The sequence below is a fragment of the Pseudomonas sp. FP2254 genome (assembly GCF_030687695.1).
GTDB classification, from domain to species: domain Bacteria; phylum Pseudomonadota; class Gammaproteobacteria; order Pseudomonadales; family Pseudomonadaceae; genus Aquipseudomonas; species Aquipseudomonas quebecensis.
In genome coordinates this window covers 4,109,008-4,129,427 of record NZ_CP117444.1, presented here as the reverse complement: position 1 = coordinate 4,129,427, position 20,420 = coordinate 4,109,008, and the positions used below count along the sequence as shown (strand labels likewise).

Annotated in this window: 23 protein-coding genes and 1 tRNA gene; 15 read left to right on the top strand and 9 right to left on the bottom strand. The window is 60.3% G+C overall.

The features are described 5' to 3' along the window. Positions 1-127: 127 nt before the first annotated feature. From PSH94_RS18930 to PSH94_RS18895, 8 genes are all read left to right on the top strand, one after another. Positions 128-382 (top strand): YkgJ family cysteine cluster protein, encoded by a 255-nt coding sequence (locus PSH94_RS18930; RefSeq protein ID WP_181081702.1) that lies wholly within the window; start codon positions 128-130, stop codon positions 380-382. 41 nt (positions 383-423) lie between these two features. Beyond that, entirely contained in the window at positions 424-1,029 is a 606-nt protein-coding gene (locus PSH94_RS18925) for an START domain-containing protein (protein ID WP_181081701.1), read from the top strand. Between the two features lie 102 nt (positions 1,030-1,131). Continuing rightward, positions 1,132-1,368, top strand: a complete 237-nt coding sequence (locus PSH94_RS18920) for a hypothetical protein (protein ID WP_253508959.1) — start codon at positions 1,132-1,134, stop codon at positions 1,366-1,368. A 214-nt stretch (positions 1,369-1,582) separates the two neighbouring features. Then, positions 1,583-1,924 (top strand): ribonuclease E inhibitor RraB, encoded by a 342-nt coding sequence (locus PSH94_RS18915; protein WP_181081699.1) that lies wholly within the window; start codon positions 1,583-1,585, stop codon positions 1,922-1,924. A 137-nt stretch (positions 1,925-2,061) separates the two neighbouring features. Beyond that, entirely contained in the window at positions 2,062-2,265 is a 204-nt protein-coding gene (locus PSH94_RS18910) for a hypothetical protein (RefSeq protein WP_305435559.1), read from the top strand. A 70-nt stretch (positions 2,266-2,335) separates the two neighbouring features. Further along, positions 2,336-3,745 (top strand): circularly permuted type 2 ATP-grasp protein, encoded by a 1,410-nt coding sequence (locus tag PSH94_RS18905; RefSeq protein ID WP_181081697.1) that lies wholly within the window; start codon positions 2,336-2,338, stop codon positions 3,743-3,745. Positions 3,746-3,749: 4 nt separating this feature from the next. Then, on the top strand, positions 3,750-4,700 hold the full coding sequence (locus PSH94_RS18900) for an alpha-E domain-containing protein (protein ID WP_181081696.1): 951 nt from the start codon (positions 3,750-3,752) through the stop codon (positions 4,698-4,700). Next, positions 4,697-5,500 (top strand): transglutaminase family protein, encoded by an 804-nt coding sequence (locus PSH94_RS18895; RefSeq protein ID WP_181081695.1) that lies wholly within the window; start codon positions 4,697-4,699, stop codon positions 5,498-5,500. Before PSH94_RS18900 ends, PSH94_RS18895 begins: the two co-directional genes overlap by 4 nt. A 50-nt stretch (positions 5,501-5,550) precedes the next feature. On the opposite strand, the gene PSH94_RS18890 is transcribed toward PSH94_RS18895, so the two are convergent. After that, positions 5,551-6,357, bottom strand: coding sequence for a cytochrome c (locus PSH94_RS18890; protein WP_181081694.1), 807 nt, complete (start codon positions 6,355-6,357; stop codon positions 5,551-5,553). 645 nt (positions 6,358-7,002) lie between these two features. On the opposite strand from PSH94_RS18890, the gene PSH94_RS18885 reads away from it, so the two are divergent. The 3 genes from PSH94_RS18885 (at position 7,003) to PSH94_RS18875 (ending at position 11,200) form a co-directional block, all read left to right on the top strand. Beyond that, positions 7,003-8,208, top strand: a complete 1,206-nt coding sequence (locus PSH94_RS18885; RefSeq protein WP_305435558.1) for an acetyl-CoA C-acetyltransferase — start codon at positions 7,003-7,005, stop codon at positions 8,206-8,208. A gap of 16 nt (positions 8,209-8,224) precedes the next feature. Next, positions 8,225-10,372 (top strand): 3-hydroxyacyl-CoA dehydrogenase NAD-binding domain-containing protein, encoded by a 2,148-nt coding sequence (locus PSH94_RS18880; RefSeq protein WP_305435557.1) that lies wholly within the window; start codon positions 8,225-8,227, stop codon positions 10,370-10,372. A gap of 84 nt (positions 10,373-10,456) precedes the next feature. Next, a complete protein-coding gene (locus tag PSH94_RS18875; RefSeq protein WP_253508949.1) occupies positions 10,457-11,200 on the top strand; it encodes an amidotransferase in 744 nt (247 codons plus the stop codon). On the opposite strand, the gene PSH94_RS18870 is transcribed toward PSH94_RS18875, so the two are convergent. The 3 genes from PSH94_RS18870 to PSH94_RS18860 all read right to left on the bottom strand — a co-directional run bounded on the left by PSH94_RS18870 (position 11,178) and on the right by PSH94_RS18860 (position 13,882). Further along, positions 11,178-12,149 carry a magnesium and cobalt transport protein CorA gene (locus tag PSH94_RS18870; RefSeq protein ID WP_181081690.1) on the bottom strand — a complete coding sequence of 324 codons (972 nt, stop codon included), beginning with the start codon at positions 12,147-12,149 and terminating at the stop codon, positions 11,178-11,180. The two genes, PSH94_RS18875 and PSH94_RS18870, sit on opposite strands and share 23 nt — an antisense overlap. A gap of 104 nt (positions 12,150-12,253) precedes the next feature. After that, on the bottom strand, positions 12,254-12,976 hold the full coding sequence (locus PSH94_RS18865; RefSeq protein ID WP_305435556.1) for a 1-acylglycerol-3-phosphate O-acyltransferase: 723 nt from the start codon (positions 12,974-12,976) through the stop codon (positions 12,254-12,256). Positions 12,977-13,189: 213 nt separating this feature from the next. Then, the gene (locus tag PSH94_RS18860) at positions 13,190-13,882 is read right to left on the bottom strand and encodes a crotonase/enoyl-CoA hydratase family protein (RefSeq protein WP_034099749.1); all 693 of its coding nucleotides are present in this window, start codon (positions 13,880-13,882) and stop codon (positions 13,190-13,192) included. 320 nt (positions 13,883-14,202) lie between these two features. On the opposite strand from PSH94_RS18860, the gene PSH94_RS18855 reads away from it, so the two are divergent. Further along, positions 14,203-14,292, top strand: a tRNA-Ser gene (locus PSH94_RS18855). Between the two features lie 111 nt (positions 14,293-14,403). Here PSH94_RS18855 and PSH94_RS18850 read toward each other — a convergent pair. After that, on the bottom strand, positions 14,404-14,781 hold the full coding sequence (locus PSH94_RS18850; RefSeq protein ID WP_181081688.1) for a c-type cytochrome: 378 nt from the start codon (positions 14,779-14,781) through the stop codon (positions 14,404-14,406). 162 nt (positions 14,782-14,943) lie between these two features. Here PSH94_RS18850 and PSH94_RS18845 point away from each other — a divergent pair, with 162 nt between their 5' ends. Then, positions 14,944-15,528, top strand: coding sequence for a hypothetical protein (locus tag PSH94_RS18845; protein ID WP_305435555.1), 585 nt, complete (start codon positions 14,944-14,946; stop codon positions 15,526-15,528). Continuing rightward, positions 15,521-16,510 carry a diguanylate cyclase gene (locus PSH94_RS18840; RefSeq protein ID WP_313629935.1) on the top strand — a complete coding sequence of 330 codons (990 nt, stop codon included), beginning with the start codon at positions 15,521-15,523 and terminating at the stop codon, positions 16,508-16,510. Before PSH94_RS18845 ends, PSH94_RS18840 begins: the two co-directional genes overlap by 8 nt. Positions 16,511-16,525: 15 nt before the next feature. Here PSH94_RS18840 and PSH94_RS18835 read toward each other — a convergent pair whose 3' ends face one another. From PSH94_RS18835 to PSH94_RS18825, 3 genes are all read right to left on the bottom strand, one after another. Beyond that, on the bottom strand, positions 16,526-17,566 hold the full coding sequence (locus tag PSH94_RS18835; protein WP_266246352.1) for a DMT family transporter: 1,041 nt from the start codon (positions 17,564-17,566) through the stop codon (positions 16,526-16,528). 61 nt (positions 17,567-17,627) lie between these two features. Next, entirely contained in the window at positions 17,628-17,963 is a 336-nt protein-coding gene (locus PSH94_RS18830; protein WP_181081685.1) for a hypothetical protein, read from the bottom strand. A gap of 115 nt (positions 17,964-18,078) precedes the next feature. Continuing rightward, on the bottom strand, positions 18,079-18,657 hold the full coding sequence (locus tag PSH94_RS18825) for a DUF4337 domain-containing protein (RefSeq protein WP_305435554.1): 579 nt from the start codon (positions 18,655-18,657) through the stop codon (positions 18,079-18,081). 164 nt (positions 18,658-18,821) lie between these two features. Here PSH94_RS18825 and PSH94_RS18820 point away from each other — a divergent pair, with 164 nt between their 5' ends. Continuing rightward, positions 18,822-19,508, top strand: coding sequence for an HAD-IA family hydrolase (locus PSH94_RS18820; RefSeq protein WP_181081683.1), 687 nt, complete (start codon positions 18,822-18,824; stop codon positions 19,506-19,508). A 47-nt stretch (positions 19,509-19,555) separates the two neighbouring features. Here the strand turns inward: PSH94_RS18820 and PSH94_RS18815 are convergent, their stop codons facing one another. Beyond that, the gene (locus PSH94_RS18815; RefSeq protein WP_305435553.1) at positions 19,556-20,302 is read right to left on the bottom strand and encodes a 3-oxoacyl-ACP reductase family protein; all 747 of its coding nucleotides are present in this window, start codon (positions 20,300-20,302) and stop codon (positions 19,556-19,558) included. Positions 20,303-20,420 lie beyond the last annotated feature (118 nt).

The following is a 20,420-nucleotide window of genomic DNA, read 5'->3' as shown; positions in this document are numbered from 1 at the left end:
TTTGTCGCGGACTGGTCGGTCACTTGGGTTTTCTGCATAAAACCCCTGTTGGACCATTTTAAAACGGCTGTTTAAGGGCGTAGTCTAGCCCGGCCATCCCTATTGAGTCGTCGAGGACCCACTGGTCATGAAATGCCGTGAAGGCTGTGGCGCTTGCTGCATCGCCCCCTCCATCAGTTCACCGCTGCCCGGTATGCCCAATGGCAAACCGGCGGGCGAACGCTGCGCGCACCTGTCGGTCGAACTGCTGTGCCAACTGTTCGGCCAACCGGAGCGACCGGCGGTATGCAGTGATTTCAAGGCTGATATCGAGGTGTGCGGCACCGACCAGGCCGATGCGATCCGCCTGATCGGCTGGTGGGAACAGATGACGGCGGCTTGATGGGCTTTACTATCGGAACTTCAACAATAAGGAATACAACAATGGGTTCGCTGAAACGAATAGCTGTCGTGTGCGGTTTTACGCTGGTATTTGCCGCCACTGCCCAGGCTGAGGATTGGCAGGTTGCCAAGGATGAAGACGGCATCAAGGTGTCCCTTAGCGAAGTCGCCGGCTCCAAATATAAGGCGTATCGCGGTGTGACCACGATCAAGGCGCCTGTCGCCAAGGTCCAGGCCCTGCAGGAAGATGTCGCCGGTGCCTGTTCGTGGATTCATGAGTGCAAGTCCCAGAAGCTGGTCGACAAAAAAGGCGATGAAGCCTGGACCTACACCCAGTTCAAGGCACCGTTCCCGGTGACCGACCGCGATTCTTACATCCATGTCACCACCACCAAGGATGCCGACGGCAACGTAACCCGCACGTTGCAGGGCGTGCCGACCTATAAGCCCGAAGAAAAAGGCTACGTGCGTGTTGCTCAAGTCGAGGGCTTCTGGAAACTGGTCCCTAAGGGAGCAAATGAGACCGAAGTGACTTACCAGGTGCACACCGAGCCAGGCGGCAGCGTGCCTTCGTGGCTGGCCAACAAGTTCGTGGTCGACGCGCCGTTCAACACCCTCAAGGCGCTTAAAGCGCGCGCGGAAAAATAAGCGCGATTGATCGGGTGCCCCTGCCTTGGGTGGAACGTTTGGCGAACCCCCAAGGTCCAGATAGAAGTGAGCCCACACATGGGTTTTATCGAGGAGGCACCGATGCAAACGTGGCAAATTACCTTCGTTGATGATCACGGCGTAAAAACCGTAGAGCTGTTCACCTGCGAACAAGAGCCCAGCCTCGAAGACGCTGCGCACATGATTCGCAGCAAACTGGTGCCGGTCGCCGCCGAGCTCGACCTCAATGACCTTGAGGGACGCAAGCCGGAGCCGACGGTCAAGATCCTCAAAGACCAGAACAGTATCCAGATCCTCGATATTTCTCCCTCTGCCTGAATATTCCCTGTAGGCCTGGCAAGCGCCTCTGGTGGAGGTGATTGCTTCGCGCTACTCTGCAAACGAGATCAGCGAATGAATCGCTAAGGTCTGGTCTTGTCAGCTACATGCTTGTTTTCCCGCGGTGAGGTCATTGCCGTAGCCTCCGCGCCAGCAGGGCGCGGGCTTCGGGGAGCACGGAAAGTCTATCCATCGGTCTTGAGGAGCACTTTTCATGAGCACAGCCTATCAAGAAGACATCAGCACCCACGTTCTGCGCCGCATGAAAGAAGGCGGTTTCGATTTCTCACGTTTCCACCCCATCGAGTTCTACGCGATTTTCCCGGATGAAGAACGGGCGCGCAGGGCGGCGGGCGAGTTTCGTGGAGAGTCCCTGAACGCCCAGGTCAGCGCGCGCGACGATGGCGCGTGGTACCTGGAACTGAGCAAGGTCATGTTTGCAACCTACGACGGCATAGGAGATTTCGAGCAGGACTTTGAAGCAGTGGTCGAGCCCCTCGGTGGCATTATCGAGGGGTGGGGCGTCAAACAGGAGGTGCGCGGTTTGCCGATGTAGTTCGACACTGCCCGCACTCGCAACAACACCACGCATCGGCTGGCCTTCGGGTCGGCCGATCTTGTTTGTGCCGCAGGCAATACCCGGAGCATTCTGCGAGCTCTTTTCATGCACCAAAAAAAAGCCACCCGAGTAGGGTGGCCGAAGGGAAGAGCGGAGCGCTGAAGGTCTGTTCAGCAGATGGTGGCGATTATCCGCAAGCTTTGCAGGCCGGTGAAATCAACTCTGACTATGCTCTTGATAGTCAAAGCCTGCATTGCGATGAAGCGCGCGACCACACACCGGGCAATCTGCGCACCAGTAAGGTGCGCATAGTGCTTCGTATTTATACAACTCGCTGATTCTTAAGTGTTTATGCCGATGGCACGGGCCTTGCGATGGTTCTGGCGTCCGAGTGACAAGGAGTACGGCATGATCCGCACTTATTACGACGAAATGTACGATGGGGCAGGGCAGGTCAGGCCTCACTACCGCGAATTCGCCCGCTGGCTGGCCCAGACCCCCGCTGAACTGCTGGCCCAGCGTCGGCGCGAAGCCGATTTGCTGTTTCACCGTGCCGGGATCACCTTCACCCTTTACGGGGATGAACAGGGCACCGAGCGCCTGATTCCCTTCGACACCATCCCGCGCAGTATTCCGGCCAGCGAATGGCGGATTGTCGAGCGCGGCTGCATCCAGCGCGTCAAGGCACTGAACCTGTTCCTTGCCGACCTCTATCATGAACAACGCATTATCAAGGCCGGGATCATTCCCGCCGAGCAGGTGCTGGCCAACGAGCAATACCAACTGGCCATGCAGGGCCTGGATCTGCACCGCGATGTGTATGCTCACGTCGCCGGGGTCGATCTCGTCCGTGATGGCGACGGCACTTACTACGTATTGGAAGACAACCTGCGTACACCCAGCGGCGTCAGCTACATGCTCGAAGACCGTAAGATGATGATGCGCCTGTTCCCCGAATTGTTCGCTGCCCAGCGTATTGCGCCGATCGACCACTACCCCAACCTGCTGCTCGACACCCTCAAAAGCGCAAGCGCCCTGGATAACCCCAGCGTGGTGGTGCTGACCCCAGGGCGGTTCAACAGTGCTTTTTTCGAACATGCTTTTCTCGCCCGGGAAATGGGCGTGGAACTGGTGGAAGGTGCCGACCTGTTCGTGCGCGACGATCACGTGTTCATGCGCACCACCGACGGTCCCAAGGCGGTGGATGTGATCTACCGCCGCCTCGATGACGCGTTCCTCGACCCGTTGGCCTTTAACCCGGACTCCATGCTCGGGGTGCCGGGCCTGTTGGCCGCCTATCGCTCGGGCAATGTGGTGCTGGCCAACGCCATCGGCACCGGGGTCGCGGATGACAAGTCGGTGTACCCCTTCGTCACCGACATGATCCGTTTTTACCTGGATGAGGAGCCGATCCTGCAGAATGTTCCGACCTTTCAGTGCCGCAAGCCCGACGAATTGTCCCACGTGCTCGCCCACCTGCCGCAACTGGTGGTCAAGGAAACCCAAGGGTCCGGCGGCTACGGCATGTTGGTCGGGCCGGCGTCCACGGCGGCGGAAATCGAAGCCTTCCGCGCCCGCATCAAAGCCAAGCCCCATGCGTATATCGCACAGCCGACGCTGTGTTTATCCACGTGCCCGACCTTCGTCGAGAATGGTATCGCCCCGCGCCATATCGACCTGCGCCCGTTCGTGCTGTCCGGCAAGGACACCCGCGTGGTGCCTGGCGGCCTGACGCGCGTGGCCCTGCGCGAGGGCTCGCTGGTGGTCAATTCGTCCCAGGGCGGCGGCACCAAAGACACTTGGGTCGTGGAGGACTGATGCCATGTTGAGTCGAACTGCCTCGGATTTGTACTGGATGTCGCGCTACCTGGAACGCGCGGAAAACCTCGCACGCATGCTCGATGTCAGTTATTCGCTGTCGCTGATGCCCCAGGACGGGCGCGGCGATGGCCTGCATGAACTGGCGATGCCGCTGCTGATCACCGGCACCCTGGAGGATTACCACGAGCGTCACGGCCAGTTACACGCCGAGCGTCTGCTGCACTTCTTTGCCCTGGACGCGGCCAACCCCGCGAGCATCTACAGCTGCCTGGGCGCCGCGCGGGCCAGCGCCCATGCGGTGCGTGGGCGAATCACCGCCGACATGTGGGAAAACATCAATGCCACTTGGCTGGATATTCGTGAAATCGCTCAACAAGGCCTGAGCCGCTATGGCATGAGCCGTTTCTGCGAGTGGGTTAAGGAGCGCTCCCACCTGTTTCGCGGCGCAACCTACGGCACCATTATGCGCAATGACGCGTTCCGGTTTATTCGCCTGGGCACCTTTATCGAGCGCGCCGACAACACTTTGCGCCTGCTGGATGCGCGGTATGAAATGGCCGGCGACCATGCCGACACGGTCACCGACGGCACCGCTCACGCGTACTATCAGTGGAGCGCGTTGCTGCGCGCGCTGTCCTCGTTCGAGGCCTACACCGAAATTTATCGTGACGCTCCCGGCGCCCGGCAAGTGGCCCAGTTGCTGCTGTTGCGCGCCGATGTGCCGCGCTCCCTGCGCGCCTGCAGCGAAGAGATCGATCAGATCCTCGCCAGCCTGCCCGGCCTGAACGGCCGCCCGGCACAGCGCCTGGCCGCAGAGATGGATGCGCGCCTGCGCTTTACCGCCATTGATGAAATCCTGGAGGAAGGCCTGCACGCCTGGCTGACCGACTTTATTCCCCTGGTCCGCCACTTGGGCGATGCCATCTACCATTCCTACCTGGAGGCGGCATGAGACTTTCGATCAGCCACGAAACCACCTACCACTACGAAGACCAGGTGCGCGCCAGCATCCAGTACCTGCGCCTGACGCCCCACGACAGCGAACGGCAGCAGGTACTCAGTTGGCAGCTCGACCTGCCGCGCCCGGTTCGCGCGCAGATCGACCCGTTCGGTAATATCCTGCACGTGTTGACCCTGGATGAGCCCCACGACGCCATCATCATCGGCGCCCGTGGCCAAGTGGATATCGATGAATTGCGCGAAGCCGAGCATGAGCAGCAGTCGGCCTATCCGTTCCTGCGCGGTACCCGCCTGACCGAGTCCGATGAAGCCCTGCGCGGCTTCGCGCGGCAGCACTGTCGTCAAGGGCGTGACCGCAGCGCGCTGATCGACCTCATGCACGCGCTCAACGAGGCCATGGTCTACACGCCCGGCGCCACCGAAGTCGACACTTGTGCCGCCCACGCGTTCGCCGGCCGCGCGGGCGTGTGCCAGGACCATACCCATGTATTCCTGGCCTGCGCACGCAGCCTCGGTATTCCGGCGCGGTATGTGTCGGGGTATTTGTACAGCGAGGACAGCACGCACCTGGCCAGCCATGCCTGGGCCGAAGCCTGGTTGGACAACGCCTGGTACAGCTTCGACGTGACCAACCGTCTGGCCCGGCCGGAACGCCACCTCAAGCTGGCGGTGGGCCTGGACTATCTTGACGCCTGCCCGGTTCGCGGCATGCGCCGAGGCGGTGGGCATGAACAAATGCACGCCAAGGTATCGGTGGCGCCGATGCCCGTGATTTCAGTCCAGCAGCAATAATCGGGCACCGCCGCGAAGCTCACCGGCCAAACGAAGGTCATTGCTGAGATTTACCGCTGCTGCTTACGCTCCGCCATGTGCTTCAGATAGCCCACCAGCAGGTCCAGCTCAGGATCCGGCAACACGCTGGCGGCGAACGCCGGCATTTTTGCCTGTGGCCAATGCCGCAGGCTTTGCGGGTCGCGGATGTAGCGCTTGAGGAAATCCCCGGCGAAATATTCCGTTGGGTTGTAGGGAATATTCAGATCCGGCCCCACCTGCGCATCCCCCGCGCCGTTGAGGCGATGGCATGCCAGGCAGTTTTTCTGAAACAGCGTAAAACCCTGATTGACCGGATCGTCGGCCGCCAGCTGCGGGTCGGGCAAGAGAGCCGGAAAGCGCTCTGCCACGGTTTTTAACTGCTTGATGCTGGAAATCTGGAACGGCCATTGTTCGGGGCTGACAGGCCCGGCCTGCGGGTCGGTCCACACCAGGTAAAACGGCCCCGCGCTGGGTTTGCCGTCGGCGAGGGCGGGCCAGGGGTGCGCCGGGTCCTCCACCGCCAGCCAGGCGCGGGCGCCGTGGCTCTGCAGCAATGGGCCAGCGCTTAACTCGGCGGCGAAGCCATCCAGTGCAACGGCTTGCACATGGTGCTCCGGCTTCAAGCCCTGCAGGAGCACCGCCATGGGGACTGCGCGATAAGTCATGGCGTGCTTGTAGGAAACGTCATCAGCGATGCGCACCGTCTGTGCATCCGGATGCGTGAGCAAGTCGGCGGTCTGCCAGGTCTTTCTCTCGTGATCGAGTTCGAGGGTCAAGGATGCCGCCGTAACCGGCAGGGCAATCAGCACGAGGAGAAGAGCGAGGATCGATTTCAAGAGGAGCGCTCGGTAAGAAGGGCGACAGCGCTCACGATACCGGAAAAACGCGCGTAAAAAGACAGCCCCTGCCACGGCATCGCTTTACGCGAAGACCCGACAGGTGCTGCCAAAAACTGCAATCCTGATGCAGTGAGTGCACAGAATACGGGGGCTGAACGATCACCCAATGACCTTGGTCAGGTTGGGCAGGATCAATATCAGTGTGGTGGCGAACAGAATGAGTCCCGCCTGACGAACTTTCGAATGCTTGAACATGGCTGACTGCCTTTTGTTGTTATTCCTGAGCGTCAAATACGTGCCGTGATATTTCAGTATGGCGCAGTGACGTGTCGCTTTTCTTACAACTGCCCCGGCAAAACCCGGCAGCAACTTCTTACTGATTGAACCTTAGAGCCCTCGTTCTTCCTCGCTTAGATCCATTTCGTATCAGCTAATCAGCATTTCTGCTTAAAAAGGCATGAGGCACAACGCCATCTTGGCGCCAATGCCTTGGCTAGACAGCTAAAACGATTAATCCGGCAATTAGCTTAGGAACCTACCGTTCGTCCGAGCGTGAGGGTCAAAGGCCGTGAGCGCATCCGTCATTGAAACCGTGTCAATCGGGCTTAAGGTAAGGGCTCATATGCACGTTTCGAGGATGTCATGACCCAAGCTCTGATCTTTGATGCGATACGCACGCCCCGTGGCAAAGGCAAGGCTGATGGCGCCTTGCACAGCGTCAAACCGGTCAACCTGGCCGCCGGGTTGCTCACGGCGCTGGCGCAACGCAACGACCTCGACACTCGGCAAGTGGATGACATCGTGCTCGGCTGCGTGACCCCGGTGGGCGACCAGGGGGCCGACATCGCCAAAACTGCCGCACTAGTCGCCGACTGGGCCATCAGCGTCGCCGGCGTGCAGGTCAATCGCTTCTGCGCCTCGGGCCTGGAGGCGGTCAATCTGGGCGCGATGAAAGTGCGTTCAGGTTTTGAAGACCTGGTGGTGGTCGGCGGTGTCGAATCCATGTCCCGCGTGCCCATGGGCAGCGACGGCGGCGCCTGGGTGCTCGACCCGCAGACCAACCTGCACAGCCATTTCACCCCCCAAGGTATCGGTGCGGACCTGATCGCCACGCTGGAAGGGTTCACCCGTGAGGACGTCGATACCTTTGCCTTACAGTCTCAGCAGAAAGCAGCCAGGGCCCGTGCGGACGGTTCTTTCAGCAAGTCGCTGATCGCGGTGCAGGACCAGAACGGCATTGTGCTACTGGATCATGATGAGTTTATCCGCGCCGACTCCACCCTCAAGGGGCTCGGCCAGCTCAAACCCAGTTTCGAGATGATCGGGCAGATGGGCTTCGACGCCACCGCGTTGCGGATCTACAGCCATGTGGAGCGCATCCACCATGTGCACACGCCGGGTAACAGTTCCGGCATCGTCGACGGTGCCGCGCTGATGCTGATCGGTTCCGAGTCCAAGGGCCGGGAGCTGGGCCTGCAGCCACGGGCGCGCATTGTCGCCGCAGCGGTGACCGGCACCGATCCCACCATCATGCTCACCGGCCCCGCTCCGGCCACCCGCAAGGCCTTGGCCAAGGCCGGTTTGCGTGTGGAAGACATCGACTTGTTTGAGGTCAACGAAGCCTTCGCCTCGGTGGTGCTCAAGTTCATCAAGGACATGGGCATCGACCCGGCGCGGGTCAACGTCAATGGCGGCTCGATCGCCATGGGTCATCCGTTGGGCGCCACCGGCTGCGCAATCCTGGGCACCTTGCTCGACGAACTGGAGGCACGCCGACAGCGCTACGGCCTGGCCACTCTGTGTGTGGGCGGTGGCATGGGTATCGCCACTGTAATCGAACGTCTCTGAGCCTTAGGAATTAGTCATGACCGATGCCATTCGTTACGAAATAGGCCAGGACCGGATCGTAGTGCTGACCCTCGACCTGCCCGGCCAGAGCGCCAACACCATGAACGCTGTATACCGAGAGGCCATGGCCGCCACCGTCACACGGCTGGAAGCGGAAAAGGACCACATCGCCGGCGTGGTGATGACCTCGGCCAAGAAGACGTTCTTCGCCGGCGGCGACCTCAACGAGTTGATCAAGGTCGAGAAGGCCGACGCCAAGGCGTTCTACGACGGCGTGCGGGTGCTTAAGGCGCAGTTGCGTCGCCTGGAGACCTTGGGCAGGCCGGTGGTGGCTGCCATCAATGGTGCGGCACTGGGCGGTGGCTGGGAGATTTGCCTGGCCTGTCATTACCGCATCGCCCTGGACGATCAATCGATACAGTTGGGGTTGCCGGAAGTCACCCTGGGTTTACTGCCCGGCGGCGGGGGCGTGGTACGCATGGTGCGCCTGCTGGGCCTGGAAAAAGCCCTGCCGTATTTGCTCGAAGGGAAAAAAGTGCGGCCGCAGCAAGCACTGCAGGCCGGTTTGGTCCATGCGCTGGCCACGGACCGCGAGGCGATGCTGGCCCTGGCTCGTGCCTGGATTCTTGCCAATCCCGAGGCCAGACAGCCCTGGGACCACAAGGGCTACCCGATCCCCGGCGGGACACCGTCGCACCCCAAAATCGCGCAAATGCTGGCGATTGCGCCATCGATCCTGCGCAGCAAAACCCACGGCTGCTTCCCTGCGCCGGAGAAAATCCTCTGCGCCGCCGTCGAAGGCGCCCAGGTGGACGTCGAGACCGCTCATCTGATCGAAACCCGCTACTTCACCGAACTGGTCACCGGGCAAGTGGCTAAAAATATGATCGGCACCTTCTGGTTCCAGCTCAATGACATCAACGCCGGCCGTTCACGCCCGCAGGGTATTGCGCCTTGTGTGACGCGCAAGCTCGGCGTGCTCGGCGCGGGCATGATGGGCGCGGGTATCGCTTATGTCAGCGCCAGTGCCGGGATCGACGTGGTGCTCAAGGACATCAACCTGGCGGCGGCCGAGAAAGGCAAGGCGCATTCGGCGGCCCTGCTCGACAAGAAGCTCGGCCGTGGGCAATTGAGCGCTGAACAACGCGAAAGCATCCTGGCGCGGATCCATCCTACTCAAGATGACAGCGACCTGGCCGGCTGTGACCTGATCATTGAAGCGGTGTTTGAAGACCGCGAACTCAAGGCGAGCGTGTCAGCCGCTGCCCGACGTGTGGTGGGGGCCGACGCGGTGATCGCATCCAACACCTCCACCTTACCCATCAGTGGCCTGGCCACGGCGGTGCCGGACCCGGCCAGGTTTATTGGTCTGCATTTCTTCAGCCCGGTGCACAAGATGGCGCTGGTGGAAATCATCAAGGGCGCGCGCACCTCGGATGAAACCCTGGCCCGCAGCTTTGATTTCGTACGCCAGATCAAAAAAACTCCTATCGTGGTCAACGACAGTCGCGGCTTCTTCACCTCAAGGGTGTTTGGCACGTTCACCAGCGAAGGTATCGCCATGCTGGGCGAGGGCGTGGCCGCGCCGTTGATCGAGATGCAAGCGCGCAAGGCGGGCATGCCGGTAGGGCCGCTGGCGGTGTCCGATGAAGTCTCCCTCAGCCTGATGAACCATATCCGACAGCAAACCGCCAAGGACCTGCAGGCCGAAGGTAAGGCGATGCGGGCCCATCCAGCCACAGCGCTGATCGACCTGTTCGTCAATCAATTCAAACGGCCAGGCAAGGCCGCCGGCGGCGGTTTTTATGAATACCCCAGTGGCGCGCAGAAATACCTCTGGCCTGAGCTTAAACAACGTTTCGAGCGGCCCGAACAACGGATTGCATCCCAGGACGTGCGCGACCGGTTGCTGTTTATCCAGGCCATCGAAACCGTGCGCTGCGTGGAGGAGGGCGTGTTGATGTCCACGGCGGACGCCAATGTGGGCTCGATCCTGGGCATCGGCTTTGCCGCGTGGAGCGGCGGCGCGCTGCAATTTATCAATCAGTACGGCCTGAACGACTTTATCGCCCGCGCCCGCTATCTGGCCGAACAGTATGGCGAGCGGTTCACACCGCCGGCGTTGTTGCTGGAGAAGGCCGCGCGCGGGCAGCGCTTTGTATAGGTGCGGCGGGGGCTTGCTTTGCAGGTAGGTTTGCAGGCAGGCTTGAGGTGTTCAATATTCCCATCGCCGTGTCAGGTATTTTTTATGTCGCTACGCGTCTGCATCCTGGAAACCGATATCCTGCGTCCAGGCTTGATCGATCAGTACCAAGGTTACGGGCAGATGTTCAAGCGCCTGTTCGCCAAGCAGCCGATCCCTGCCGAGTTTGTCGTGTACAACGTGGTGAACGGAGAATACCCGTCGGACGATGAGCGGTTTGACGCCTACCTGGTTACCGGCAGCAAGGCCGATTCCTTCGGTACCGACCCGTGGATCCAGACGCTCAAAACCTACCTGCTAGAGCGTTACAAGCGCGGCGACAAATTGCTGGGCATCTGTTTCGGTCACCAGTTGCTGGCACTGCTGCTGGGTGGCAAAGCCGAGCGCGCCACTCAAGGCTGGGGCATGGGCATCCATGATTACACGCTGGATGCCAAGACCCCCTGGATGAGCCCCGAGGTGCCGGAACTGACCCTGCTGATCAGCCATCAGGACCAGGTGACCACCTTGCCGGAGGGCGCCAAGGTCATTGCCTCCAGCGAGTTTTGCCCGTTCGCCGCATACCACATCGGCGATCAGGTGCTGTGCTTTCAGGGCCACCCGGAATTTATCCAGGACTATTCGCGCGAGTTGCTGGAGATTCTTCAGACAACCTTGGGTGAAAAGGTGTACTCAAACGGTGTGGCCAGCCTGGCACGCGAGCACCACGGCGTCACCGTAGCGGAATGGATGATGCGCTTCGTGGCGCACACGCCCGAGGCCGAAGTTAAAGCCATCCCGAGCGCTTGAAACTGGCCCATAGGCTGGTGCATCCCACCGCAATCAGCCCGAGCACCGCAAAGTAGCCGTAGTGCCATTGCAGCTCGGGCATGTTCTGGAAATTCATCCCGTAAATCCCTGCCACCGCAGTGGGGAACGCCAGGATCGCCGCCCAGGCGGCGAATTTGCGCTGCACCACGCTCTGGCGCGACGCCTCCAGCAACACCCCGATCTCGATGGTCTGGCTGGCGATGTCGCGCAGGGTGGTGAGGTCTTCCATCTGCCGCGTGACGTGGATCTGCACATCGCGGAAGTACGGGCGCATGTTCTTGTCGATAAACGGGAAGCTCAGCTTTTGCAGTTCCTGGCTGATCTCCACCATCGGCGCCACGTGACGTTTGAGCCGCAGCACATCGCGCCGCAGGCTGTGCAGGTTCTGGATATCGCGTTCGCTCAACGAACTGCACAGCACATTGCGCTCCAGCTCATCGATCTCGGCGTGAATCGCCTCGCTGACCGGCTGGTAGTTTTCCGTGACGAAATCCAGCAGTGCATACAGTACGAAATCTTCCCCATGCTCCAGCAACAGCGGCCGCGCCTCACAGCGCTGGCGCACAAAACCGTAGGACGCCGAATGACCGTTGCGCGCGGTGATCACGTAACCGTTGCCGGCGAAAATATGGGTTTCAATAAATATCAGTTTGCCGTTCTCGCGCACCGGCGAGTAAGTGACGATAAACAGCGCGTCACCAAAGGTTTCCAGCTTGGGACGGCTGTGTTTTTCCAAGGCATCTTCGATGGCCAGTTCATGCAGGTTGAACTGGCGTTGCAGGTTGGCCAATTCCTGGGCGTTGGGCTCTTCCAGGCCGATCCATACAAAATGGCCGGGTTTGGCGGCCCATGCCGCGCCTTCGTCAAGGGTGATATCGGTGACTTTCTTTCCGGCGCTGTACACGGCGGCCGCAACAACTCTACCCATGGTGCTGATCACTTCTTATAGGAGGGGACAGATGTTGGGCAGCTTAGCCTGAATGGCGTTCCGTTGGCGCAGCGAGCAACCCCAGCCCTGCAAAGGAGACGGGATTACACGCTGTTCAGTTGCCCATCCATTGCCTTGATGCACGCGTCCATCTGCGCCTGACAGGCTTGCATCAAGGCTGGGATATCCTCCGAGGTCATGCCAACGGTAGGAATAGGTGGCAACGAGCGTATGAGCACATCACCGCTGTTCCAGCGATTGAGTTGCATATGGGTGACGTAATTGCTGACACATACCTGCACGATGGGCACGCCGGCGGCAATCGCCATATGAAACGCGCCTTTCTTGAAGGGCAGCAGGCCCTTGCCCAGGTTGCGCGTACCTTCCGGGAATACCCAGATTGACGTGTCTTCGTGTTGCAGTGTGCGTGTGGTGGTAAGCATCGCCCGGCGCGCCTTGTGCGCATTGCCCCGGTCGATCAACACATTGCCCGCCAGCCAGAACAACTGGCCGAACAAGGGCACCCATTTCAGGCTCTTCTTGGCGATGCACACGGTACGGTGGGGCACCACGGTGCCGAACACGAACAAGTCATAGTTGGACTGATGGTTGGCGATAATCACGCAGGTGCCCGGTTTATGGCGCAGCGAGTCGACATCGGCCTTCACCTCCAGCCCCAGCAACCACATGGCAGGCACCGCATAGAGACGGGCGCACAGGCGGCTGTTGTCCGGGTTGAACGGTCGGCAGACGCCGATCAGCACGCCCAGCACCCCGGCGACTATAAAGTGCAGGCTCATCAGCACCATCCGTAACAGAAAAAGCATCCACATGGCCTATCGAAACAAAAGGGGGCGCAGTGTACGGATGTGCACTGTATTCGGCAATTGGCGCTATAGAGTGAGGAGATGGGCGATGTTTGAGGGCATGTTTCTGTATCTGTCAGAGACCCCAGCCTAGAGCGGCGGGAGTTTTTTTCAGATATGGCTGTAAGACAAAGCCCGACGCAAGGTCGGGCTTAGACGCACGCAACGAAGGACTTAGCTCAGAATATGGCCCTGATCCTGGATAATCGCCTCGTCCAGCGCTTCCAGCAGCGCTTTGCGGACTTTCAATTTGGTGTGCTTGTGGGCGTTCATGTTGATCTTCTTCAATTGCCGTGCAGCTTCCAGGGCTGCTGCGTGCAGTTCTTCGGGGGCGACCACCTTGTCGAGGAAGCCGGCCTGCAATGCGCCCTGCGGGTCGAACATCTCGGCGTTGATCACCGAGCGATGAAACGCCGATTTGCGCAGACGGTCCCGCGCCAGCTCGATGCCGGCGTGGTGCATGGTCATGCCGATCATCACTTCGTTGAGGCCGATGCTGAACGGACCTTCGACACCGATCCGATAATCCGCCGACAACAACAGAAATGCGCCCTTGGCAACCGCATGCCCAGGGCACGCCACAATCACCGGGAAGGGGTGCGACAACAGGCGCCGCGCCAATGTGGAGCCCGACGTCACCAGGCCGATTGCTTCTTTAGGGCCGGCGGTCATCACCTTCAAATCGTAACCCCCGGACAGAATTCCCGGCGTGCCGGTGATCACCACCACCGCCCGATCCTTCTCGGCCTGGTCCAGCGCTTCGTTAAACGCACTGACCACCGCAGGGGAAATGGCGTTGACCTTGCCGTTGCTCAAGGTCAGGGTCGCGATACCGTCTTCGAGGTGGTAGGCAATCAGCTCACTCATGACGCGGTTCCTTGTAGGGCTTGTTATAGAAGAATGCAGCAGACGTTACCCACCGCGCCCGCCCGGGTAAAGCGCCATGACTGACTGCCCAGTCAGGCTTTTCACGCGTGCCCAAGCGTAGACGGCCTGCGGCGTGGCGCGGCAAAGCCTTACGACCGGCATCAGCAGTGCCCGAGAATGGCACAATCGCCACCCCTCGCCGGGCAGGCTCCGGCATAGCCGGCTAACCGCATGAATATTCTGAAAAAAACCTTTGCCATCAGAAAGGCTTTCGACTACATTAGCGCGCCTCGACAGACTGAACTGGTTTGACGAGATACGGTGAAGTGTCCGAGTGGCTTAAGGAGCACGCCTGGAAAGTGTGTATACAAGAAATTGTATCGAGAGTTCGAATCTCTCCTTCACCGCCACATTCTACAAACACAAACCCCTGGTTTCTTATAAAGAGCCGGGGGTTTGTGGTTTCTGGGGTTCGCAAATACAAGGTCCGGCACGCTAGGTAGTGCCCAGCCCCTGTCTCGTCACCGACTTTTTACAATCACCCCTCGCATATAGTCATTCAAGTCCCGCAGATCCTGAACGCTCCATGCGTGCGCCGGCAGCTTTACACCATTTTCCTGCAAGGTCCTCGGAATCAAGTTGCCATTTGGGCGAAGGATGACTGACGCCACGATAACACCTGGGTATTCATTTAAACGTTGCTTGAAAGCCGGTGTGGTCAGGTCAGGCGTGGGCGGGGTGCTTTTTCTCGCTAAAGGGCCCGTCGCTTTGAGGTCTGGCCCGTGGCACATAGAGCATCGCTGTAAAAAGAGGGATTTGCCGTTGGCAGTGTCTGCGGAGGCGAGTGATACCTGGGACAGCGACAGCATTCCCAGTGAGGCGATGACGAGCATTTTCATGTGGCTGCAGCCCTATTATCCAAAGCAGATCCGAATTCCATTTTCTAACCGCCCGATGGGTGCCAAGCTTGGTGTGAGAAGCCCGCATTCCTGCCGGTGTACCGGGCGATTCATACTTTAACTTGTTTGTTGTACCTCCTGCGCCTCACCCGGATTGCGTAAATGACCACTCGACCGAAGCCCACACTCAACCTGCGTAGCCTGATTCTTATTTTTGTCCTGTTTTCTGCCGTTGCGACGCTGGCCAACAGTTTCTGGGTGATGTTCAAGATTCAGAAGCAAGAGCTGATTGAAAATGCACTGGACGCCAACCAGGCCTATGCCGCCCGTATTGCTCGCAGTGTCGAGCAGGTACTGAACGCCGACCTTGATAAGTTGAAGTACGGTTCAGCCGGGATTGGCAAAACGTTTGGCGACAACAGTGCGTTGACTCGGGAAGCCAAACGCCTGGTTGAGCAGGATGCCAGTTTCAACTCCGTACTGGTCGCCGACGCGAACGGCACCATCGTTGCTTCTGCCCCCCGAAAGCCTTCAGCTCAACGGCCGTACGTTGCAGCACAAAGAGCCCCTGAGTCTGCGCACGGCGAAAATCAGCAACGCCTTCAGATCCATCACCGGCAACCTGGTGGTCTTTATCTCTCATCCCATATTCGATGTGAAAGGGCAGTACCTGGGCTTGATCGGCGGCACTATTCGGCTGGAGCAGAGCAATACCCTTCAAGCCCTCATGGACACGAATGTGCGTAAAGACGGCGCGCATTTCTACTTGATCGATGGCGCCCGCCGGGTGCTCTATCACAATTATCCCGAGCAGATAGGCAGCGTGAGGGGCGCGGATTTGATCGCCGATGCATCGCTCAAAGAGGCCGCGGGCACATTGCAGGCTGTGGATGAGCACGGTGTGGAAATGCTCGCCGGCTTTGCTCAAGTGCCCAGCAGCGGGTGGGGCGTGATCTCGCAGCAGCCCCTGGAAAATATCCAGGCAGTCCTGCGCCGGACAATGATCAAAATCGCTCAAGGTATCGCGCCACTGGGGCTGTTCGGGATCATTCTGATCTGGTGGTTGGGGACCAGAATTTCGGCCCCGTTGTCGCGGCTCGCCGACTGTGCCAAACGCTTGGACACGCCGGACAGTTATGCGCGCATCAGCGCTGTACCTGCGCGCTATTTTGAAAGCTGGCAGATCCGCAGAGCGTTGTTGCTGGGGGCAACCCTGTTGCAGGAAAAGATCGGCAAGCTCAATCAGCAGGCCCACACGGATACCCTGACAGGGCTGGCCAATCGCCGTGCGATGCAGGACGTTCTGTCGCTCTGGCAGGAGGCGGGCAAAGCGTTCGCCGTGGTGTCCATCGACATTGACCATTTCAAGCGCGTCAACGATACGTTCGGGCACGGCGTGGGGGATGAAACGCTGCGTGCCGTTGCTCAACTCATGCAACAGAATTCACGCGCCAACGACCTGCCTTGCAGGGTAGGTGGGGAGGAGTTCGTCCTGTTATTGCCGGGCAGTTCACTGCACACAGCGGCCGACGTTGCTCAGCGGCTGCGCGCCTCGATTGAGGCAGCCAGCATCGAGACCGTCGGGCATGTTACGGTCTCACTCGGGGTGGCTTTGTGGCGTGCTGATGGCGAGTCGATAGCTGCCGTCCTCGAGAGAGCGGATCAATTGCTGTACCAGGCTAAGCAAGGCGGACGCAATCGCGTGGTGGTTGAGCCGGTGCCGGACTGAGCTGCGGCCAGGCGCTCAATGCCGGTGTCGATGATGCACATCCGGAAAGTGCGCGTGGCTATGCCTGAGCGGGCTGTGCACATGCACATGGCTGTGAGGCTCTTTCGGGTCCCATTCAAAGGCATGTTCATGCTGATGATGTTCGTCATGCACATGCCGATGGCCGTGTTCCGTGGCTTCGTGCTGATGTTCGTGGGCGTGGCGTTCGGTCAGGTGCAGCCACACGCCTGCCGCCATTAATGCCGAGGCGATCCAGAACGCGTTCGATACCGACTCGCCCAGCGCCAGAACGGCCAGGACCGCTCCGAGGAAGGGGGCGGTGGAGAAGTAGGCCCCCGTGCGCGCGCTGCCCAGGCCGCGCAACGCCAGTACAAACAGCACCAGGCTGATGCCGTAGCCGAGCAAGCCCACCAGCAGGATCGGCGCCAACTGTGTGGCCGCCGGCCATTGTGCGCCGAGGTAAACGGCCAGGGCAGTATTCACCAGGCCGGCGATCAGGCCTTTGATGCCGGCGATAAACACCGCATCGGAGGCAGAGACCTTGCGCGTCAGGTTGTTATCGATGCCCCAGCACAGGCAGGCCAGCGCGACCGCCAGCGGCCCGCTCCAGTCGTGACCGGCGCCGACGCCGTCGGACCACGACAACACCAAGCCGCCCAGCACAATCGCGATCATCCCCAGCACGATACGGCGGTCGGCGTTCTCTCGGAACACGAGCCAGGCGATCAGGGCGGTAAGTACCGATTCCAGGTTGAGCAGCAGTGAAGCGGTCGCGCCTGCGGTGCGGATCAAACCATACATGAGGGCAACGGGGCCGAGGATGCCGCCGAAGAGGATGGCGCCCAGCAGCCAGGGCCATTCAAGGGGCTTCAGCCCGCTGGGCCGCCAGCCGCGATCGCGGATCAGGCGTACCACGCCGAGGCCGAGGCCGCTGCCGAGGTACAGCAAACCGGCCAGCAGGAGGGGCGAGAGGCCCATGCCGAAATGTTTCGCGAGCGGGGTGCTGGCACCGAACAGGGCGGCGGCGCAGAGGGCGTAAACGATACTGAGGTTCATGGGCCATCCTCGAAAGGTCGGCCCATGATACGTCGCGGGCGTGGGCGAGCGCCCGGGCGATTTAGTGCGCGGTTTTCAGCTTGACCACATCACCGGAGATCTTGGTGGTGTAGCCGCTGAGCACCCAGGCCCAGAACCATTTTTCCTGCACTTGGGTATTGATCAGCGCGTCGCCGCCTTTAGCCTGGATGGCGGCTTGCTGCGCGCGCACGAAACGGCTGTTCTGACCGATCGGGATCAGGCCGAACAACATGATGCCGGTGGCGCTGGCTTCGCTGTGACCGAGCACGGTGTATTGGCTGCTGTCGTACTGTGGGGATTTGATGGCGGTGCCGGTGCAGCCGGCCAGGGTGAAACCGAGTACTGCTGCTGCAACCACTTTGCTGACGTACTTCACTGTGTAACTCCATGAACTAAAGCCCAGGATTCAATTCCTGGGGGCGCGTACTGTAATCGCTGCTCTGACGAATTGAAACGAATCTGAACGATTAGGCTCGCTCACGCCGCGCTGGCTAAACATGCAGCCACGCCAACCCGCCCAGCACCATGGCCCCGCCTGCGGCCGCGTACGAAAGCCGCTTCAACCATTCCTTCCTCGTCAACAAAGTAATTGCCGCCAACGAAATCGCGATCTGAATCGCAGTCATCGCCTGGGCCCAGCGGTGGTGCCGATGCAGCGCCTGCTCGGATTTTTCATCCCACTCCCGTGAAGTGGCTTCAAGCTTTTCTGCCTGTTGGCGCACGGCCTCCTTCTGGTTTTTGTAGCGTTCGATCTCTTCCCGGTAATGCGCGGCATCCACGCCGGGGATATGGGTGGCCAGCTCCGCCAGGTTTTGTCGGCTGGACTTGGCCTGGTAGTAATTCCACTGGTTGGCGGCTTCGGTCTTGATGATCGCGGCGTTGTTCTTGTCCATCGCCGCTTCACTCTCGGTGGAACCGGCCTGGTAGCTGAGCATGGCGCCGAGGGTGGCCATCAACGCGGTCATCACGGCGATGCGACTGGCGAAACTATCCCCGCGGGCGTGGGCGTGTTCGGTGGTGTGTTCGATATGTTTTTCGTGGGGGCTCGGGACTTCGAAGGCTTCGGACATGGCGGCGTCTGTGAACGGCGTGAGGGATACTGATTCTTCACCAGCCAAGCTGTCGCGATCCTGTACGCGACGCGGGATCAACCGCGCCCTAAAGGTTGCCCGCGTGTCGGTGTCACCGTTATTGTGCTGAACCCTTTTAGTCGTTCTCCCAAGGATCCGTTGTGATGAATGCACCGCGTACCGCTGTCCCGATCAAGGCCGTGATTTTCGATATGGACGGGTTATTGCTGGATACCGAAGGCATCTACACCGAAGTGACGCAGATTATCGCCGAACGCTACGGCCGTACCTACGACTGGGGTATCAAGCAGCACATCATCGGGCGTGGGGCTCAGGACCTGGCTGAATACGTGGTCAAGGCGCTGGAACTGCCGATCACTCCGGCCGAGTTTCTGCAGATCCGCGAACCGCTGATGAGCGAGCGTTTCCCCAAGGCCCTTGGCATGCCCGGCGCTGAGGCTTTGGTGCGGCACTTGAAAGCGCACAACATCCCGATTGCCGTGGGCACCAGCTCGTCGCGCAATTCGTTCGGACACAAGACCACCTTGCACCGCGAGTGGTTTGCGTTGTTCGACACCATCGTCACGGCGGACGACCCGGAAGTCGGCGCGGCCAAGCCCGCGCCGGACATCTTCCTCACCGCCGCGCGCCGCCTGGGTGTCGACCCCAAAGATTGCCTGGTGTTCGAAGATTCGCCGTTCGGCGTGACCGCTGCCAAGGCCGCCCAGATGACTGCCATCGCCGTGCCCGATGAAGCCATGGCCGACAGCAAATACCACCACGCCGACCAGATCATCCGCAAGCTCGCGGACTTTGATCTGGCGGCCTATGGCTTACCGCCGATGACCTGAATCGACACGGTCAACAGGTGAGAGGGGCAAGCCCCTCCTGCACTGGGTCAGGCGCTGAAGCCACCGTCGATGGTGAGGCTCGCGCCTGTGATATACCCCGCTTCCGGCCCCGCCAGATACGCCACAAAACTGGCGATCTCCTCCACATGTCCGTACCGCCCAATGGCCATCAAGCCGATCAGGCTCTCGGCAAAGTCGCTGTTGGCCGGGTTCATGTCGGTGTCCACCGGCCCAGGCTGCACGTTGTTAATGGTGATGCCACGCGGCCCCAGGTCTCGTGCCAGGCCCTTGGTCAAACCGACCAGCGCGGCTTTGCTCATGGCATACGGCCCGCCGCCACCGAAGGGCATGCGCTCGGCGTTGGTGCTGCCGATATTGATCACGCGGCCGCCTTCGCTCATGTGCTTGGCGGCTTCCTGGGTGGCGATGAATACGCTGCGCACGTTGATCGCGAGGGTCTGGTCGAAGTCTTCCAGCGTGAAGTCTTCCAGCGGGGCGATGGCCAGCACGCCGGCGTTGTTCACCAGAATATCCAGAGGGCCGAATGCCTCGACGGTGGCGGTGACCGCGTTGCGGATCGCGGCGGCATCGGCGCTGTCGGCGTGAATGGCCAGGGCTTGGCCGCCGGCGTTGATCACGCTGTTCTGCAAAGCCTCAGCCTTGGCCGCCGAGCTGACGTAAGTAAAGGCCACGGCAGCGCCTTGGGCGGCCAGGCGCTGGACGATCGCGGCGCCGATGCCGCGCGAGCCGCCTTGGATCAAGGCGACTTTGCCGTTGAGGGTGTGTGCAGTCATGTCGATCTCCTGTCTGTTCAAGGCGGTATGCCTTGTGGTTGCAGCCGAGTATCGACCTCGCTCGCTCAGGCCGGTAGACCGTGATTGCTATAGTCTGTGTAAACCAGAAGTTTAGAGT

What these genes read in the sequence shown, in the direction of transcription:
- PSH94_RS18930 (WP_181081702.1), top strand. Translation starts at nt 128, where the DNA reads ATGAAATGCCGTGAAGGCTGTGGCGCTTGCTGCATCGCCCCCTCCATC.
- PSH94_RS18925 (WP_181081701.1), top strand. Translation starts at nt 424, where the DNA reads ATGGGTTCGCTGAAACGAATAGCTGTCGTGTGCGGTTTTACGCTGGTA.
- PSH94_RS18920 (WP_253508959.1), top strand. Translation starts at nt 1,132, where the DNA reads ATGCAAACGTGGCAAATTACCTTCGTTGATGATCACGGCGTAAAAACC.
- PSH94_RS18915 (WP_181081699.1), top strand. Translation starts at nt 1,583, where the DNA reads ATGAGCACAGCCTATCAAGAAGACATCAGCACCCACGTTCTGCGCCGC.
- PSH94_RS18905 (WP_181081697.1), top strand. Translation starts at nt 2,336, where the DNA reads ATGATCCGCACTTATTACGACGAAATGTACGATGGGGCAGGGCAGGTC.
- PSH94_RS18900 (WP_181081696.1), top strand. Translation starts at nt 3,750, where the DNA reads ATGTTGAGTCGAACTGCCTCGGATTTGTACTGGATGTCGCGCTACCTG.
- PSH94_RS18895 (WP_181081695.1), top strand. Translation starts at nt 4,697, where the DNA reads ATGAGACTTTCGATCAGCCACGAAACCACCTACCACTACGAAGACCAG.
- PSH94_RS18885 (WP_305435558.1), top strand. Translation starts at nt 7,003, where the DNA reads ATGACCCAAGCTCTGATCTTTGATGCGATACGCACGCCCCGTGGCAAA.
- PSH94_RS18880 (WP_305435557.1), top strand. Translation starts at nt 8,225, where the DNA reads ATGACCGATGCCATTCGTTACGAAATAGGCCAGGACCGGATCGTAGTG.
- PSH94_RS18875 (WP_253508949.1), top strand. Translation starts at nt 10,457, where the DNA reads ATGTCGCTACGCGTCTGCATCCTGGAAACCGATATCCTGCGTCCAGGC.
- PSH94_RS18870 (WP_181081690.1), bottom strand. Translation starts at nt 12,149, where the DNA reads ATGGGTAGAGTTGTTGCGGCCGCCGTGTACAGCGCCGGAAAGAAAGTC.
- PSH94_RS18865 (WP_305435556.1), bottom strand. Translation starts at nt 12,976, where the DNA reads ATGCTTTTTCTGTTACGGATGGTGCTGATGAGCCTGCACTTTATAGTC.
- PSH94_RS18860 (WP_034099749.1), bottom strand. Translation starts at nt 13,882, where the DNA reads ATGAGTGAGCTGATTGCCTACCACCTCGAAGACGGTATCGCGACCCTG.
- PSH94_RS18850 (WP_181081688.1), bottom strand. Translation starts at nt 14,781, where the DNA reads ATGAAAATGCTCGTCATCGCCTCACTGGGAATGCTGTCGCTGTCCCAG.
- PSH94_RS18845 (WP_305435555.1), top strand. Translation starts at nt 14,944, where the DNA reads ATGACCACTCGACCGAAGCCCACACTCAACCTGCGTAGCCTGATTCTT.
- PSH94_RS18835 (WP_266246352.1), bottom strand. Translation starts at nt 17,566, where the DNA reads ATGAACCTCAGTATCGTTTACGCCCTCTGCGCCGCCGCCCTGTTCGGT.
- PSH94_RS18825 (WP_305435554.1), bottom strand. Translation starts at nt 18,657, where the DNA reads ATGTCCGAAGCCTTCGAAGTCCCGAGCCCCCACGAAAAACATATCGAA.
- PSH94_RS18820 (WP_181081683.1), top strand. Translation starts at nt 18,822, where the DNA reads ATGAATGCACCGCGTACCGCTGTCCCGATCAAGGCCGTGATTTTCGAT.
- PSH94_RS18815 (WP_305435553.1), bottom strand. Translation starts at nt 20,302, where the DNA reads ATGACTGCACACACCCTCAACGGCAAAGTCGCCTTGATCCAAGGCGGC.